This window comes from Chitinophaga sp. 9-1-y (assembly GCF_059511905.2).
In genome coordinates this window covers 8,076,633-8,093,095 of the sequence record NZ_CM197955.1, presented here as the reverse complement: position 1 = coordinate 8,093,095, position 16,463 = coordinate 8,076,633, and the positions used below count along the sequence as shown (strand labels likewise).

General features: G+C 45.0%; 8 protein-coding genes. 3 read left to right on the top strand and 5 right to left on the bottom strand.

The window, feature by feature from the left end:
• Window positions 1-14: 14 nt before the first annotated feature.
• The 5 genes from AC5ZC7_RS32345 to AC5ZC7_RS32325 form a co-directional block, all read right to left on the bottom strand.
• Window positions 15-3,092: a SusC/RagA family TonB-linked outer membrane protein gene (locus AC5ZC7_RS32345; RefSeq protein WP_496161242.1), complete on the bottom strand. Its 3,078-nt coding sequence runs from the start codon at window positions 3,090-3,092 to the stop codon at window positions 15-17.
• 562 nt (window positions 3,093-3,654) lie between these two features.
• The gene (locus AC5ZC7_RS32340) at window positions 3,655-4,392 is read right to left on the bottom strand and encodes a GNAT family N-acetyltransferase (RefSeq protein WP_496161243.1); all 738 of its coding nucleotides are present in this window, start codon (window positions 4,390-4,392) and stop codon (window positions 3,655-3,657) included.
• 104 nt (window positions 4,393-4,496) lie between these two features.
• On the bottom strand, window positions 4,497-6,779 hold the full coding sequence (locus AC5ZC7_RS32335) for a GH92 family glycosyl hydrolase (protein WP_496161244.1): 2,283 nt from the start codon (window positions 6,777-6,779) through the stop codon (window positions 4,497-4,499).
• 157 nt (window positions 6,780-6,936) lie between these two features.
• Window positions 6,937-9,231 carry a GH92 family glycosyl hydrolase gene (locus tag AC5ZC7_RS32330; RefSeq protein ID WP_496161245.1) on the bottom strand — a complete coding sequence of 765 codons (2,295 nt, stop codon included), beginning with the start codon at window positions 9,229-9,231 and terminating at the stop codon, window positions 6,937-6,939.
• Between the two features lie 248 nt (window positions 9,232-9,479).
• Entirely contained in the window at window positions 9,480-10,496 is a 1,017-nt protein-coding gene (locus AC5ZC7_RS32325; RefSeq protein WP_496161246.1) for a substrate-binding domain-containing protein, read from the bottom strand.
• Window positions 10,497-10,763: 267 nt separating this feature from the next.
• Here AC5ZC7_RS32325 and AC5ZC7_RS32320 point away from each other — a divergent pair, with 267 nt between their 5' ends.
• The 3 genes from AC5ZC7_RS32320 to uvrA all read left to right on the top strand — a co-directional run bounded on the left by AC5ZC7_RS32320 (window position 10,764) and on the right by uvrA (window position 16,451).
• On the top strand, window positions 10,764-11,837 hold the full coding sequence (locus tag AC5ZC7_RS32320; RefSeq protein WP_496161247.1) for a fatty acid desaturase: 1,074 nt from the start codon (window positions 10,764-10,766) through the stop codon (window positions 11,835-11,837).
• A gap of 315 nt (window positions 11,838-12,152) precedes the next feature.
• Window positions 12,153-13,415 (top strand): beta-ketoacyl-ACP synthase II, encoded by a 1,263-nt coding sequence (gene fabF, locus AC5ZC7_RS32315; protein ID WP_496161248.1) that lies wholly within the window; start codon window positions 12,153-12,155, stop codon window positions 13,413-13,415.
• Window positions 13,416-13,574: 159 nt separating this feature from the next.
• Window positions 13,575-16,451: an excinuclease ABC subunit UvrA gene (gene uvrA / locus AC5ZC7_RS32310; RefSeq protein ID WP_496161249.1), complete on the top strand. Its 2,877-nt coding sequence runs from the start codon at window positions 13,575-13,577 to the stop codon at window positions 16,449-16,451.
• The last annotated feature ends 12 nt before the right edge of the window (window positions 16,452-16,463 follow it).

The following is a 16,463-nucleotide window of genomic DNA, read 5'->3' as shown; positions in this document are numbered from 1 at the left end:
TCTTTTGAGTTTGATTAAAATGTAACCTTTACGCCAGCAATAATGCCTCTGTTTGACGGTACAGAGAAATTGGTAAACCCTTCACCATTACCACTTCCGTACAAACCAACCTCTGGATCTGATCCGGAGTATTTTTTATGCAGGATAAAATTGGTACCAGTGAGCGTAACTGCAGCCGACTTGAAGAAGGAGTTCTTCAACAGACTTGCACCCAGGTTGTATCCCAGCGTTACCTGCCGTAATTTAAGGTAGGAGCCATCTTCCACGCTATTTTCGCTTACTGCAGAATAGTAAGTTTTGTAGTACGTTTCATCCAATACTATTTCCTTTGTATTAGGAGCACCGGTTTTCTGATTTACACCAGGCAATACCACCTTATTACCTCTGTTCTCTGTACCTTTCGCGGTACCATAGTAATAGAGAGAAGAGTTATCCAGGTTAATCACGTCACCACCATGCTTGGCAGCCAGTACAAAAGAGAAACTAAATCCTTTATAAGTCAGATTACTGGTGAGTCCACCCAGCCATTTGGCAGTGGCATTACCAATAGGTCCGAAATCGTGACCAACAATAGGATAACCATTATCTGTCAACAACAATTCGTGCTTATCGTTACGCACGAAACTATTTCCATAAATAACATTATATGGTTGGTTAGCATACGCAAAAACACCCAACCCTGTAAAACCGGCCAACTGGATATAGTTTACACCATCCGCGAGATTTAATACCTTATTATCAATTTTCGTATAGTTGATACCGATAGTCCAGTTCAGGTCTTTTGTTTTCACTGGTGTAAAGCCTAATGAAACTTCAATTCCCTTGTTCTCCATGGCACCTGCATTCAAAGAGGCTGCATTGTAACCGGTTGCAGCAGACAATGGAGATCCTGGAGTGATCAAATCACTACTACGCCTGTTGAAATAAGAAACCTCCAGTGAACCTCTGTTCTTCAAAAACCTGGCTTCAAATCCTACTTCAAATTCTTTCAGGGTTTCATTCTTTAATGGGAAATTATAGGTCGTATTCAGCGTATATCCGTTTGCACCGTGGAAAGGGAAATACACGTTACTAATACTATTACCTCCGGCAGCCTGAAACCAATTATTACTTAGCGAATATGGCTGTACGTTATCGTTACCTACTATAGAATAAGACACGCGTATTTTACCAAAGTTCAGGATAGGATCATCCTGCATATGCAGTGGCTCCGTAAAAACAAACCCCGCGCTCACAGAACCATACGGATAAAATTGTTTATCCTTCGACAATACAGAACTTCCATCATAACGACCGGTAAGCGCCAACGTCAGCATACGTTTATACTCCGCGTTTGCCTGACCATAAAACCCTACTTTGCGGGTTCTGTAGTAGCCATAAGTAGAGGTTACTTTATCCGCATTGGTAATGTTATAGAACTTTTCCACAGATAAGCCTACACCCTGTATAAAGTTATTGTCGTTGTAATTAGTGAGAATATTATTTCCCAGGAGGACACTGGTATACCAATCTTTTCCAAACTCCTTCCGCGCTTCTACCATCAAATCATTACTGAACTGCTGATATCTGATATCCCTTTGGTACACCTGCCCTATATCGGGTGTAGAACCATTATTCCCCCAACCTATAGCACCGGGTGCTTCGTGGTAGTTAGTCCCATTCACATACATATCTGCACCCGCTCTTTCTGTAATGGTGAGCCATGACTTTGGGCTATAACTGAGTGATATTACCGGAATAATACGATTGTTTTTGTCTGCTAATCCAGTGTTATCTAATACCCAGTAAGGGTTATTACGGGAGCCACGGTATAAACGCTGGCTTCCATCCGGGTTGGTGGTTGGAAACGGATCCCAGGAAATAGGAGCACCGTATATCGTCCAAAGTGGATTCACAAAGTTGTTTCCCTCCAGGTAACGGTGGTTATTAGTCTGTATGTAATTGAACTGTGCAGACAACTGCAGGTTATCCATCAACTTCACACCATAGCGGGTAAACAGGGAGTGCCTGGAATAATCCGTATTGGGGATAGTACCATTGGTTTTCAAATAAGAGTAAGACACGATGTAATTAGACTTATCTGAGAAACCGCTTACATTAATGTTATTATCTGATGTATGCCCTGTTTTGAAAAATTCCTTCATAGGGTTGTGCTTCTGCACCGGCTTGCCATTTACTTTCAATGTATCCATCAATGGTCCCCAGGAAGAAGATCCATGTTCTCCATTATTCCCATCCACGTATTCACCGCCGGTTCCCTGGGCGTATTTATCCTGAAATTCAGGTAAGATAGGTGTTTGGAAAGAATAGCTGCTACTGAAAGATACAGTTGGTTTTCCTTTACCAGATCCCATACCATTTTTAGTAGTAATAACAATAGCTCCTCTCGCAGCAGCAGAACCATAAATAGCCGTAGCGGCCGCACCTTTCAGTACCGTCATTGTTTCAATGATATTAGGATCAATATCACTGCCTCTGTTGGAGGTACCACCATTGTATTCCGCTCTGTTAGGATTACCAGCTTCACTGTTGTCCATAATCATTCCGTCTATTACGAACAAAGGCTGGTTATTCCCTACCAGTGAGGTACTACCACGAATCACAATTCGGGCAGAACCACCAGGCACACCGCTGGAGTTATTCACTTGTACACCGGCTACTTTTCCCGCTAGTGCATTTACTACGTTGTCTTGTTTTGCCTCTGTGAGGGTAGCGCCTTTTACTTCCTGCACACTATAGGTGAGCATTCTTTTATCCCGCTTAACACCCAACCCGGTAACAACTACTTCTGTAATGTCCTTGGAATTGTCTGTCATAGAAATGGTAACAGGGGCTTTACTGTTAGCTTTTACAGTTACCGTTGTAAACCCGATAGCAGTTACCAATAGTACTTCTCCATCCTTTGCTTCAATTTTAAAGGAGCCATCCGCAGCAGCTGCTACACCTGCATTACGGCCTTGCACGTGAATAGAGGCGCCTGGAACAGGCGATCCGTCTTTAGTCAACACCTTCCCGGTTACAACCGGTGATTGGGCATAGGCAAAAGCTACCGCTAACAGCAGCCATGCTGCCATTGCAATTGTTTTTTTCATAAAAATTAAATTGTTGAGATTAAGCAGCCGGCATTACGCGCGCAAACGCATTTCCAGCCAGCGTTGTAAGCAACGCGGAAAAATGATTATTGATTAATGGTAAAGATTTTGTGCCTTGTAAATACTATTCGCCTAACGGCAGGTTCATAACATGTGCTATTGGTTGATACATTCTACATACCAACGCCTATCTTACTTTCAGCGGAAGCAGGATGCATAAATACGATTTGATTGGAAGTAAAATTAGGCCACATTTGCTGATGTGGTCACACCAGAATTAACCAATTTCGTGCAGATATTAACTCGGGGCAAAAAAGTAAAAACTAGAAAACATAGGCCATCGAAGATGCCGCAAAACCATTGACAGTACTAAAGAAGAACCGATAAAACACCTTCAGAAAAGGCACATAGCAGTTGTAACAGGTAACAAATAAAAGCAAATAGCCGACTTCAAAATCTGCATATTCTTCCATTTCCATCCTTCCAATAAAGTTAAAATATGCGCACTTTGAAATAAAATCTGCGTGCGCTATCTATTCAATGGCACACGCAGAAACCGCCACTACGCAGTAATAATCGTATAATTTTTAATCAGGAACTGATCTGCAAAACCCATCTTCAGGTAAATACCAATACCCATTTTAGACGCCTGCAACGTAGCATACGCAGCATTCAAATCAATAGATTGATTCAATACAAATTCCATGATTTCATTGGCAAAGCCTTTCTGCCTCATTTCAGGAATAACGCCTACACCATGAATACCTGCTATACCATCCGCACAATGCAATATCGCCGTGCCTACCGGCTGATCTCCCAAATAGGCCAGGTAAAAACGAACATCATTAAATAACTTTTTAAGAATCTCTCCGCTGATCCGGTACCCAAACGACTGCGGATATATTGCAGCCCAGGCTTCCGCCTGCGCATTACTGCTCACCTGCTCATAACGGAGATGACGCGCGCCTGTAAACGGCCGCTCCAGCTTCAACGACATGCCTGCCTGTTCAAATGCCTTTTCCCCACCTTGTGCGGTAATATATTCGTCTGCGTTAGTGCCGTAAATATCCCAATAAGGAATCGTCATTTTCCCGGAGGGCAATGTCGCTAACGCAGCCGTCAGCGTTTCCGGTGTAACATCCTGTTTGAACCATAAACGATTGGGCCAGTCAGAATCTGGTATCTTACAATAACTATACGCGGGTGTTTCTACTAAACCGTTAAAAGGAATACCAGCTGTTCTCCACAGGGAGGTTAGGTTGTCAAGATTGGTTTTAATAATATCAATAGGAGGTGTCATATTCTGCGTGATTAAATAATGCCCACAATATCGTTTTTCTCACGCAAAAAAATAGGCTGCCTCCGGAACTACCGGAAACAGCCCTGTCTGATCACTGTATAAAACTATTTCTTAGGCTTTGCCCCCATGTAAAAAGTAAGGGTACCACCATTCATAATATCTGTATGCGTGATATACAACCTGTTTAATGGCGCACCATTCAATACTACCCGTTGCACGTATACGTTTTTGTCGCTTTGATTTTTAACATCTACCACAAACGTTTTTCCATTCTCCAATTGCAGCGTGGCTTTATCGATGGCCGGGCTTCCCAGTGAATACTGATCGCTACCCGGGCATACCGGATAGAAACCTAAAGTGGTAAAAATGTACCAGGCACTCATCTGGCCGCAGTCGTCATTACCGCCTAAACCATCCGGCCCGGGATGATACATTTTTTTCAGGATCATGCGCACCCGTTCCTGTGTTTTCCACGGGTAGCCGGTCCAGTTATAGAGGTAGGCTACGTGATGCGAGGGTTCGTTTCCATGTACGTAATTACCGATAATACCATCGCGGGTGATATCTTCCGTTTCAGCAAAAAACTTATCCGGTAACTCCATGGTAAACAACGAGTCCAGGTGAGCCGTAAATTGTTTCTTACCTCCCATCATGGCAATCATTGCATTGGGATCATGTGGTACATATAAACTGTAATTCCAGGCGTTGCCTTCTATAAAGCCCTGGTCGTGCGTTTGCAGCGGATCAAAATTGGCTTTAAAAGTACCGTCATTCAATCGTGGACGCATAAATCCGGTGTTACCGTCGTACACGTTCTTATAGTTCGCAGATCGTTTGATGAATTCTTCATAAATATCAGTTCTGCCTAACTTCTTTGCTACCTGTGCAATACACCAGTCGTCGTACGCGTACTCCAGTACTTTGGAAACCGATGAACCATTTCTGTCTTCCGGAATATATCCCCGGTCAATATAATATTCCAGGCCATCATAGCTCCGGTGACGGGCAGTAGTTACGCAGGCATCCAGTGCTTTGTTGACATCAAAAGGGGCATTCCCTTTCATGATGGCATCTGCAATAACAGAAACGCTGTGGTAGCCAATCATACACCAGTTTTCATTGGCATAGTGCGCCCATACCGGCAACATATGCTGTGCGCTCTGTTCATAGTGATGAAGCATAGACTGAATCATATCGGCATTACGCTGCGGCTGTATAACGTTAAACAGCGGATGCAATGCGCGATAAGTATCCCACAGGGAAAAAGTAGTATAATTCGTGTAGCCGTTAGCGGTATGAATGTTCATATCTAGTCCGCGATATTGCCCATCCACATCCATATAGGTGGTAGGGTTGATAAACGCGTGGTACATAGCCGTGTAGAAGTTCTCTTTCTCTTCCCGGCTGCCAGATTCAATATGAATTTTATTCAACTCTTTGCTCCACAACGCTTGTCCATCACGCTTCACCTGTTCAAAATCCCAACCGGGAATTTCTGCACGCAGGTTTTTCAACGCGCCTTCTGTACTTACTGGCGACAACGCCATTTTTATTTTAATCTTTTCACCTGGGGAGGTTTTAAAATCGAAGTAGGCGCGAATTTGCCTGCCGGCCATTTCCGGGAAGTTGGTGGTCTGGTCAAACTTTCTCCAGAAGCCTTTATATACATCCTTTGCATTGTTCTGTTGACCGTACTGTACAAACGGCTTGGAGAACACCATCGCAAAATATTCTATCCTCGTACGTGCCCAACCGTTAGTTTGCCGGAAGCCGGTTACCAGGGTATCATTTTCCACCCGGATAAACGTCCATACATTTTTATTCTCGTAATTATAAATACCCGACATCATATCCAGGATGATATGTGCCTGGTCGGTACCCGGGAAAGTATACTGATGAAATCCTACCCGGTTGCTGGCAGTCAATTCTGCCAGGATATTTCCCTCTTCCAGTTTCACTTTATAGTAAGCGGGTTCCGCTACTTCTGTACTATGAGAAAAAGGAGAGCGGTAGCCACTTTCAGGATGATCTGCCGTGCCTGGGTTTAGTTGCAGGGCGCCCACGGTGGGCATAATTAAAAAGTCGCCCAGGTCGGAGTGCCCGGTACCACTGAAATGTGTATGACTAAACCCTACAATGGTTTTATCTTCATACTGATACCCTGCACAATACTTATACACATCCGGGTTATATTTTCCATTCATTTCATAAGGAATGGTATCGGTTTCCGGGCTGAGCTGCACCATGCCGAATGGCACAGTAGCGCCGGGATAGGTATGTCCCATTCGCTGGGTGCCGGTAATCGGTTTTACATACTGTATTATATTCTGCTGTGCCATTGCTGACACAGCAGAGAAGAGGATAACGGGTAATAAAATTTTTCTCATCTCGGTTGATTTAGCTGTTAGCAGTTAGCTATTAGCTGTTAGGTGACTTTCCGCTGCATTTCTAACAGCTAATGGCTAACAGCTAAAAGCTAAAGAGAGTACATCCCGAAGAGTCGGGATGAAATATTTCAGTGAACAATGAAAATCGTTTACAGATCTATTTGTTCGCTGTAGGCGAATAAGAATATGGATAGTCAGCAGCGTTCGCGCCTCTTGATTTCTCAGGAGTAGCGCCCATTTTGAATTCCAGGGTACCGCCTTTCTGCAGGTCCTGGTGGCTGATCCAATTCTTTGAATAAGGCTGTCCGTTTAAAGACGCACTTTGTACGTACAGGTTAGTATCGCTGTTGCCTGGTGCGTTGATCACCATTTGTTTACCGTCTTCCAGTGTCATGGTAAGTTTGGAAAACAGGGGGGTACCTAACACATATTGTTGTGTACCGGGACATACAGGATAAAAGCCCATCGCCGAGAAAACATACCATGCGCTGGTTTGACCGTTGTCTTCATCACCGCAGTATCCATCCGGGGTGGCTTTGTACAAACGGCTCATTACCTGGCGTACCCAGTATTGGGTTTTCCATGGCTGACCTGCATAGTTATATAAGTAGATCATGTGTTGAATGGGTTGGTTGCCATGTGCATACTGTCCCATGTTCATGATCTGCATTTCGCGTATTTCGTGGATAACGGTGCCGTAGTAGCTTTCATCAAAGATGGGTGGCATGTTGAAAACAGAGTCCAGCATGTTGGCAAACATTTGCTGGCCGCCCATCAGCTTAGCGAGACCTTGTACATCGTGGAATACAGACCAGGTATAGTGCCAGCTGTTGCCTTCTGTGAATGCATCTCCCCATTTGAATGGATTGAAAGGGGCCTGAAATTTACCGTCTTTGTTTTTGCCACGCATCAGTTTTGTTTCCGGATCGAAGATATTACGGTAGTTCTGAGAGCGTTTTTCAAACAGTGCAATTTCACTCTTAGGACGGTTCAGTGCTTTCGCCAGTTGGAAAATGGTGAAGTCATCGTAAGCATATTCCAGGGTGCGGGCTGCGTTTTCATTTACGTTTACATCGTATGGTACGTAGCCGAGCGTGTTATAGTATTTCACACCTAATCTGCCAACTGAGCTCATAGGCCCTTCGTTTTCGGTGTTTTTCAGAATAGCCTTGTACAGGTTATTGATATCATAACCACGGATACCTTTCAGGTAAGCGTCGGCGATGAGGGAAGCTGAGTTGGAGCCAATCATACAGTCGCGGTGACCAGGGCTGGCCCATTCCGGCAACCATCCGCTTTCGTTATATGCATTGGATAGTCCTTCCATGATATGCGCGCTCAGCGTAGGATACATCAGGGTGAAGAAAGGATGCACCGCGCGGAAAGTATCCCAGAATCCGTTGTCCGTAAACATATAACCGGGTAATACCTGACCGTTGAACGGACTGTAGTGTACGATTTCGTTTTTCGCGTTGATTTCATAGAATTTACGCGGGAACAACATGGTACGATACAGGGAAGAGTAGAAAGTACTTACCTGTTCGCTGGAACCGCCTTCTACAGACAGTCTGCCCAGTTCTTTATTCCAGATATCTTTTGCTTTTTTGCAGGTGGCATCAAAGTTTTCGTTGCCTATTTCACGTTGCAGGTTCAGTTCTGCCTGTTCAAAGCTGATAAAGGAAGAAGCAGTTTTGATTCCTACCTTTTCGCCTTTCGTGGTTTTAAAGCCTACAATAGCACCAGTATGATCGGCCTGTAATTCCAGCTGACCTTTTACCAGCACGCTGTCGTGCCAGATGTTGGCAACAGTAAACGGCTTATCGAAGGTGATAACGAAATAGTTCTTGAAGTTGGAAGGTACGCCACCACTGTTTTTGGTGGTATATCCGATGATCTTCTTTTGTTCCGGTAATATTTTAATATAGGAACCGTGATCAAATGCGTCTACCACGATGTAGGCGCTGTCGGTGGCCGGGTAGGTAAACCGCAGCTGGGCTGCTCTTTCAGTAGGTGTAATTTCTGTGGTAACATCCGGATCAGCGAGGTATACACTATAATAATAAGGCTTCGCTACTTCTGATTTATGTGAAAACCAGCTGGCGCGGGCATTTTGATCAAATTTCACAGCACCTGTCACCGGCATGATGGCAAATTGTCCATAATCATTGATCCATGGAGAAGGTTGGTGTGTTTGTTTGAATCCCCTGATTTTGTCAGCGGTATATTGATAAGCCCAGCCATTACCCATGGTATTGGTTTGCGGCATCCAGAAGTTCATGCCCCAGGGCAGGGCAATGGCGGGATAGGTATTACCATTCGACAGGCTTACTTTAGAATCAGTTCCCATCAGGGTGTTTACCCACTCCGCCGGCTCAGCTACTTTAAGCACTGTTTGGCTAAAAGCGCCATGCAATGACAATAAAGCGGCTGCTAACAGTCCAACTTTTTTCATGAATCAGATATTATAAACAATAAAAATGATCTCTTCGCTAATAACACGCAAAGCTTGCGTAAGTTAACGTGAAATTTTCACAAAATCGATTTAGCACAGGTATAGAAAAAAAAGATTCTACGAATCCTTTCTTCTGTAATCAAAAGCTGGTACTAAAATTATAATTTTTTTAATCATTTGCAAGTATTTAACGCTTTTTTCACGACGAGGGTCGGGAGATCCTGCCGGCTGCGTTCCTACCGCGTCTGTCAGGCAGATCCCCGTAAAATAAATTTGCCAGGCAACTCTATGGCATTTTTCTTCAAGGGCCCGCTATTCTTATCTAACTGGTGCATTAACAGGTCAATAGCCGTTTTGGCAATACCCTCAATCGGCTGTTCTATCACGGAAATACCGGGAGGATATAAACGGAAGATGTCGTGGTCATCGAAGCAGAGCACCGCAATATCATCCGGCATCTTCAGGCCCATACGGGCCAATACTTCCAGTCCCAGGATACCCAGGTAGTTGGTAGAAAAGAAGATGGCTTCCAGCTCTGGATTGGCTTCTATAAAGTCCTGCAGCTGTTTGAGCGACTCTTCCCGCTGCTTGTGATACTGCAATTGCAGGATGTATTTCTTCCGGGAAGGGATTTTATGGTCTTTCAGCGCAGTCACATAGCCCCGTAAACGTTCTTCTATCTGTATCAGCTTTACGTCTACCATTACAAAGGCTATCTTGGTAAATCCTTTACCAATGAGGTGTTTCATGCCCTGTTGTACACCATCGAAGTTATTGATGAGTACATAAGGCGTTTTAATCGAAGGGAAGAAGCTATCCATCAGTACTACCGGTTTATGCTGTTGTACCAGGTGTTGTATTTCCTTTTCCATACCTGGTGCCGGGGTAATCAGGTAGCCGTCTACCATTTGCCGGCCCAGCATCCTGATCAGCTCTCCGCCTTTCTGGGCATTATTTTCCGTACTACAGTAGACTACGTTATAGCCCCTGCGTTCCGCTTCTGTTTCAATGGTTTTAGCCAAACTGGCAAAGAAGCTACCGGAAATACTTTCTACAATAAGGCCCAATGTTTTGGATTGCCCGGTACGAAGATTCACCGCCATACGGTGGGGTTCATAACCCGATTTCTCTGCCACCTGCATAATATGCATGGCCACTTCATCCCGGATCCGCATTTGCTTTCCCTTTCCGTTCAATACAAACGAAACCGTAGAAGGGGCCACCCCGGCCATTTTAGCAACATCTTTGAGGGTTAGTCTCTTCATGTATAGTGATTGGTTTTGGCAACTGTGAAATGTCTGGTATAGGAACATTTCACATAACCGGATAGTTATAGAAAATAAGCGCTCCTCTTGTTTTGACAGATTCACCAAAACTGAAATTACAAAAATACCTGTAATAACTCCGGGAGAAGAAAAAAAAGGCTATCTTTCGGTTAACCGGAACGGAATAATATATCTCCCTGGACCGCGTTATAATAATTCATCGGCTCCGTTTTGCCAACTTTCTCACAACTGTAGTAAACACTGCGTATGAAGTCTCTTACTCGTCTAACTGATCCGGTTTATGTAAAGCCTGACCATGAAACAGCACTCGACCGCCTTTTCAAAAGCTGGATAAGGGATGAGCGCGATCTTCCGTTTGTATACCTGACGGTGAAAATTACACTGACACTATGGCCACTGGCTATTATCCTCTATATCCCCGGTATGAATAACTGGATTTGGTGGACCGCGGCCATTGCCTACCAGTTCCTCAACAACGTTACTTTCAAAGGACCATTCGGCCTTATGCTGCATTGCACCAGCCACCGGCAGTTCTTCATTAAAAAATACCAGTTCTGGAATAGCTACCTGCCCTGGGTGATTGGCCCACTGTTTGGCCAAACCCCGGAAGCCTATTACTCCCACCACATAGGCATGCACCACCCCGAAAATAATATGCCGGACGATGATAGCTGCACCATGATGTACCAGCGCGACTCTCTCCGGGGCTTCCTTTTATACCTGTTTAACTTTATTACACAAGGCGTGTGGGATACCGCACGCTACCACCTGCGCAGAAAAAGAACAAAGCTCATGGTGAAGCTGGTCAGGGGAGAATTGTTATTCATTGCCGCCTGCGTTGGCCTGTCGTTCATCAACTTCCCGGCTACTTTTGTGGTATTTATATTACCCTTCGTCATTTCCCGCGTAATTATGATGGTGGGCAACTGGGCACAACATGCCTTTATAGACGCCACAGATCCGGAAAATTCTTACAAAAACAGTATTACCTGCATCAATACGAAGTACAACCATAAATGCTGGAACGATGGCTATCACATCAGCCACCACGTTAAACCCAGCATGCACTGGACCGAACACCCGGTATATTTTACCAAAACACTGGATGAGTATATCAGCAACGATGCCATTGTATTTGAACACATTCACTTTCTCCATGTATGGGCTTACCTGATGGGTAAACGCTACGATTTGCTGGCCAAACATTTTGTCAACATCGGCGGACGCTTCCAGACAGATGCAGAGATTATTTCCTTCTTAAAACAACGTACCCGTAAAATTACAGCGGTGGCAGCACCTGTAGCCATCGCTGCCGCCTAGGAAAAAATTAGGAATTAGGAATTACGGATTTGTGAGGAGATTAAGACAGATGACCAACATTAACTGATCTTCCCACAAATCCGTAATTCCTAATTCGTAATTTCCCCCTTCATAACCACATTTTAATGAAATAAATAGGCAAAAAATCGTAAGAAAAGTGTCAGTCGCCTTCTGCCCAATCCCTAAAAACCGCCACCACGCTACACTTTAACGTAAAATCATAAAAGTTATATTATATTATCTTAATGAATATGCTTATTCATAACAATAAGTAACTAAATTTGCGCTCTAACTTTTTTTATTAAAGTAAAAAATATGCGTACTGTTACACTGAAAAGGGTTGTGGTTACCGGCTTGGGAGCATTAACACCTATCGGGAATGATGTAAATACTTTTTGGAACAATATGAAGGCTGGCGTTAGTGGCGCTGGTCCCATTACCAAATTCGACACCACAGAGTTTAAAACAAAATTCGCCTGTGAAGTGAAAGGATTTGATGTGGAAAAATATATGGAAAAAAAGGAAGCCCGCAAAATGGATTGTTTCACGCAGTATGCCATGGCAGCTGCTCAGGAAGCCGTGCTGGATGCTGGTCTTGACAAAGAAGGAATTGACAAAACTAAAATAGGTGTCATCTGGGCTTCCGGCAATGGCGGGATGCTCACGTTCGAAGAACAGATCGTTGAATTTACACAGGGCGGCTTTATTCCTAAGTTCAACCCTTTCTTTATACCTAAATTAATATGCGACATTGCAGCTGGTCAGATAGCCATGAAGTACGGCTTTATGGGTATTAACTTCTGTACTGTTTCTGCCTGCGCATCTTCTACCAGCGCACTGGTAGATGCTTTCAACTATATCCGCTTGGGTAAAGCCAATGCGATTGTAACCGGAGGTTCTGAAGCCCCCGTAACCCGCGCCGGTATTGCCGGTTTCAATGCCCTCAAAGCATTATCTACCCGCAACGACGATGCTCCTCACGCATCCCGTCCGTTCGATACTGAGCGTGATGGTTTCGTAATGGGCGAAGGCGCTGGCGCTATCATCCTGGAAGAATACGAACACGCCATCGCCAGAGGTGCTACCATCTATGGTGAAATGATTGGCGGTGCAATGACCTGTGATGCTTACCACCTCACTGCTACCCATCCGGAAGGCCTGGGTGCACGCCTGGGAATGGAACAAGCCCTGGAAGATGCAGGTATTGCTACTACCGACGTAGATTACGTAAACTCACATACTACTTCCACTCCGGTGGGCGATCTCAGCGAACTGAAAGCCATCGTGGCCGCGTTTGGGGATCATGCACCAAAACTCAATATCAGTGCTACCAAATCCATGACAGGTCACCTGTTAGGAGCAGCTGGTGCTATTGAAGCCATCGCATGTATCAAAGCTACCCAGGAAGATATCATTCCGCCTACCATCAATACTACGGTACTGGGCGAAGGTATCCCTACCAACCTGAATCTCACACTGGGTACTGCACAAAAACGCGAAGTGAATGTTGCCATGAGCAATACCTTCGGTTTTGGTGGTCATAATGCGATCGTAGTATTCAAAAAATATATTGGTTAAGCCGAAAGCTTAAAGCATAAAGCAAAAAGCTATTAAAGCGAATAATAGAAGCGATTGATTATTAAATCTCCGCTAATATTATTCGCTTTAATAGCTTTTTGCTTTATGCTTTGAGCTTTATGCTTTCACAATAATGGTGTAGCTTAGTAGTTTAATATTATGGCAAAGAAAAAAGAGAATGTACCCGCTACTACCGTTGCGCAAGCCCCGGCAGATGAACAAATAGCCATCTTTGGCGCACGGGAGCATAACCTGAAAAACCTGGACCTGGAGTTGCCCAAAAATAAACTGGTGGTTATCACTGGCATTAGTGGCAGCGGCAAATCATCACTAGCTTTTGACACAGTGTATGCTGAAGGACAACGCCGCTACATGGAGAGCTTTTCCGCTTATGCCCGCCAGTTTATCGGCGACATGGAAAGACCCGATGTAGACAAGATCACCGGCCTTTCTCCCGTTATTTCTATAGAACAGAAAACCACCAATAAGAACCCGCGTTCTACTGTTGGTACTATTACGGAGATATATGACTTCCTGCGCCTGCTCTATGCACGCGCCGGCACTGCCTACTCCTATAATACCAATAAACCGATGACGCGCTTCTCGGAAGAGGAAATCCTGGCGCATCTTTTCAAACATTATAACAATAAAAAACTGGCCATCCTCGCTCCACTGGTGCGGGGACGTAAAGGCCACTACCGGGAATTGTTTGAACAGGTGCGCAAACAAGGCTACCTCAAAGTGCGGATCGACGGAGAAATACAGGACCTGAAAGAAAGAATGCAGGTGGATCGTTATAAAATCCACGACATCGAACTGGTGATAGACCGCATACAGGTGCAGGAAAGCGCCCGTACCCGTATCAGCCAGAGCGTACAAAAAGCGCTCACCATGGGTAAAGGCCTCCTGTTTATCATGGACCATGATACCAACAAGGTAAGCCAGTACAGTAAACAACTCATGTGTGAAGATACCGGCCTTTCTTACGAAGAGCCCAGTCCCAACACTTTTTCCTTTAACTCGCCCTATGGCGCCTGTCCCCGCTGTAAAGGTCTTGGTAGCATCTACCAGATCAATATGGATGAAATCATTCCGGACTACAGCATATCCATCACCGATGGCGGCCTCAAACCATTAGGCGAAGCCCGCGACACCTTTACCTTCAAACAGGTACAACAACTCGCTAAAAAATATAAGTTTTCCTTAACCGGTCCTATTTCCGCCATCCCGCAAAAAGCCCTCAACGTATTGTTGTTCGGCGATGAAAACGGGAAGCTGGAAGTAGATATGAACTACGACGAAGGCAGTGGCAATACAGAATACGCCACCGAATACGAAGGCGTAGTAAATATGGTACGCCGCTATTTTAATGATACCTCTTCCGATCATGTGCGCAGCTGGGCCGAAGGCTTTATGCAACTCAGCACCTGCCCAGAATGTAACGGCGCCCGCCTCAAAAAGGAAAGCCTGTTCTTTAAAATCGATGAGAAAAATATATCTGAACTGGGTAACATGGACCTGGATAAGCTCCTGGCCTGGTTTGGTGATATCGAAGACCGTCTCGAGAAAAAACAAAATGCCATCGCCAAAGATATCCTCAAAGAAATCCGCGAGCGACTCGGCTTCCTCCTCAATGTAGGCCTCAATTACCTGACACTGAACCGTCCTACCCGGACCCTGAGTGGTGGCGAATCACAACGTATCCGGCTGGCCACCCAGATCGGATCACAGCTGATGGGAATTACCTATATCCTCGATGAACCGAGCATCGGCCTGCACCAGCGCGATAATATGCAACTGATTGATGCCCTCCGTAACCTGAAGGAAATGGGGAATACCGTGATTGTTGTAGAACATGATAAAGACATCATGCTCCACGCCGATCACCTGGTAGATATTGGCCCTGGCGCCGGCAAACACGGCGGACAAATCATTGCACAAGGAACACCTGCAGAAATACTCAAGCTCAATACGCCTACTGCCGGCTACCTCAATGGTAAAACTGCCGCGGAAATACCTGCCCGCCGTAAAGGTAATGGCAACTTCCTGGAGCTGAAAGGCGCTTCCGGCAACAACCTGAAGAATGTAAACCTGAAACTGCCCCTGGGCACTTTCATCTGCGTTACCGGCGTTTCCGGCAGTGGTAAATCTACCCTGATCAATGAAACCCTGTATCCCATTCTCTCTAAACATGCATACGACTCCAAAGCAGTTCCCATGCCCTATAAAAGCATCAAGGGACTGGAGTTTATTGATAAGGTGATTGAGATTGATCAATCGCCTATTGGTCGTACACCACGCAGCAACCCCGCTACTTATTGCGGATTCTTTACCGATATCAGAACCTTGTTCGCCTCTGTACCAGAAGCCAAAATCAGGGGATATAATGCAGGCCGTTTTTCGTTCAACGTAAAAACAGGCCGCTGTGATGTTTGTGAAGGCGGCGGCATGCGCGTCATAGAAATGAACTTCCTGCCGGATGTATACGTACATTGCGAAAAGTGTAATGGTCGCCGTTATAACCGCGAAACACTGGAAATACGCTATAAAGGCAAATCCATCTCCGATGTACTGGATATGACCGTAGATGAAGCCGTGGAATTTTTCCAACCGGTGCCCTGGATTTACCGTAAAATAAAAACCCTCCAGGATGTTGGTCTGGGCTACATTACACTGGGACAATCCGCAGTTACCCTCTCCGGAGGGGAAGCACAAAGGGTAAAACTGGCCACCGAACTTTCCAAGAAAGATACCGGCAAAACCATTTATATCCTCGATGAACCTACTACAGGCCTGCATTTCCAGGATATACAACTGCTCCAGAAAGTATTGAATAAACTGGTAGACCGCGGCAACACGGTACTGGTCATAGAACACAACCTGGACGTTATCAAAATGGCAGACTATATTGTAGACCTTGGACCAGAAGGCGGCGGAGGTGGCGGTACCATTTTATGTACTGGTACGCCGGAGCAGGTAAGCACCTGTAAAGACAGCCATACCGCCCGATTCCTCAAAAAGGAGCTGGGAATTTAATATCTTGCCAAC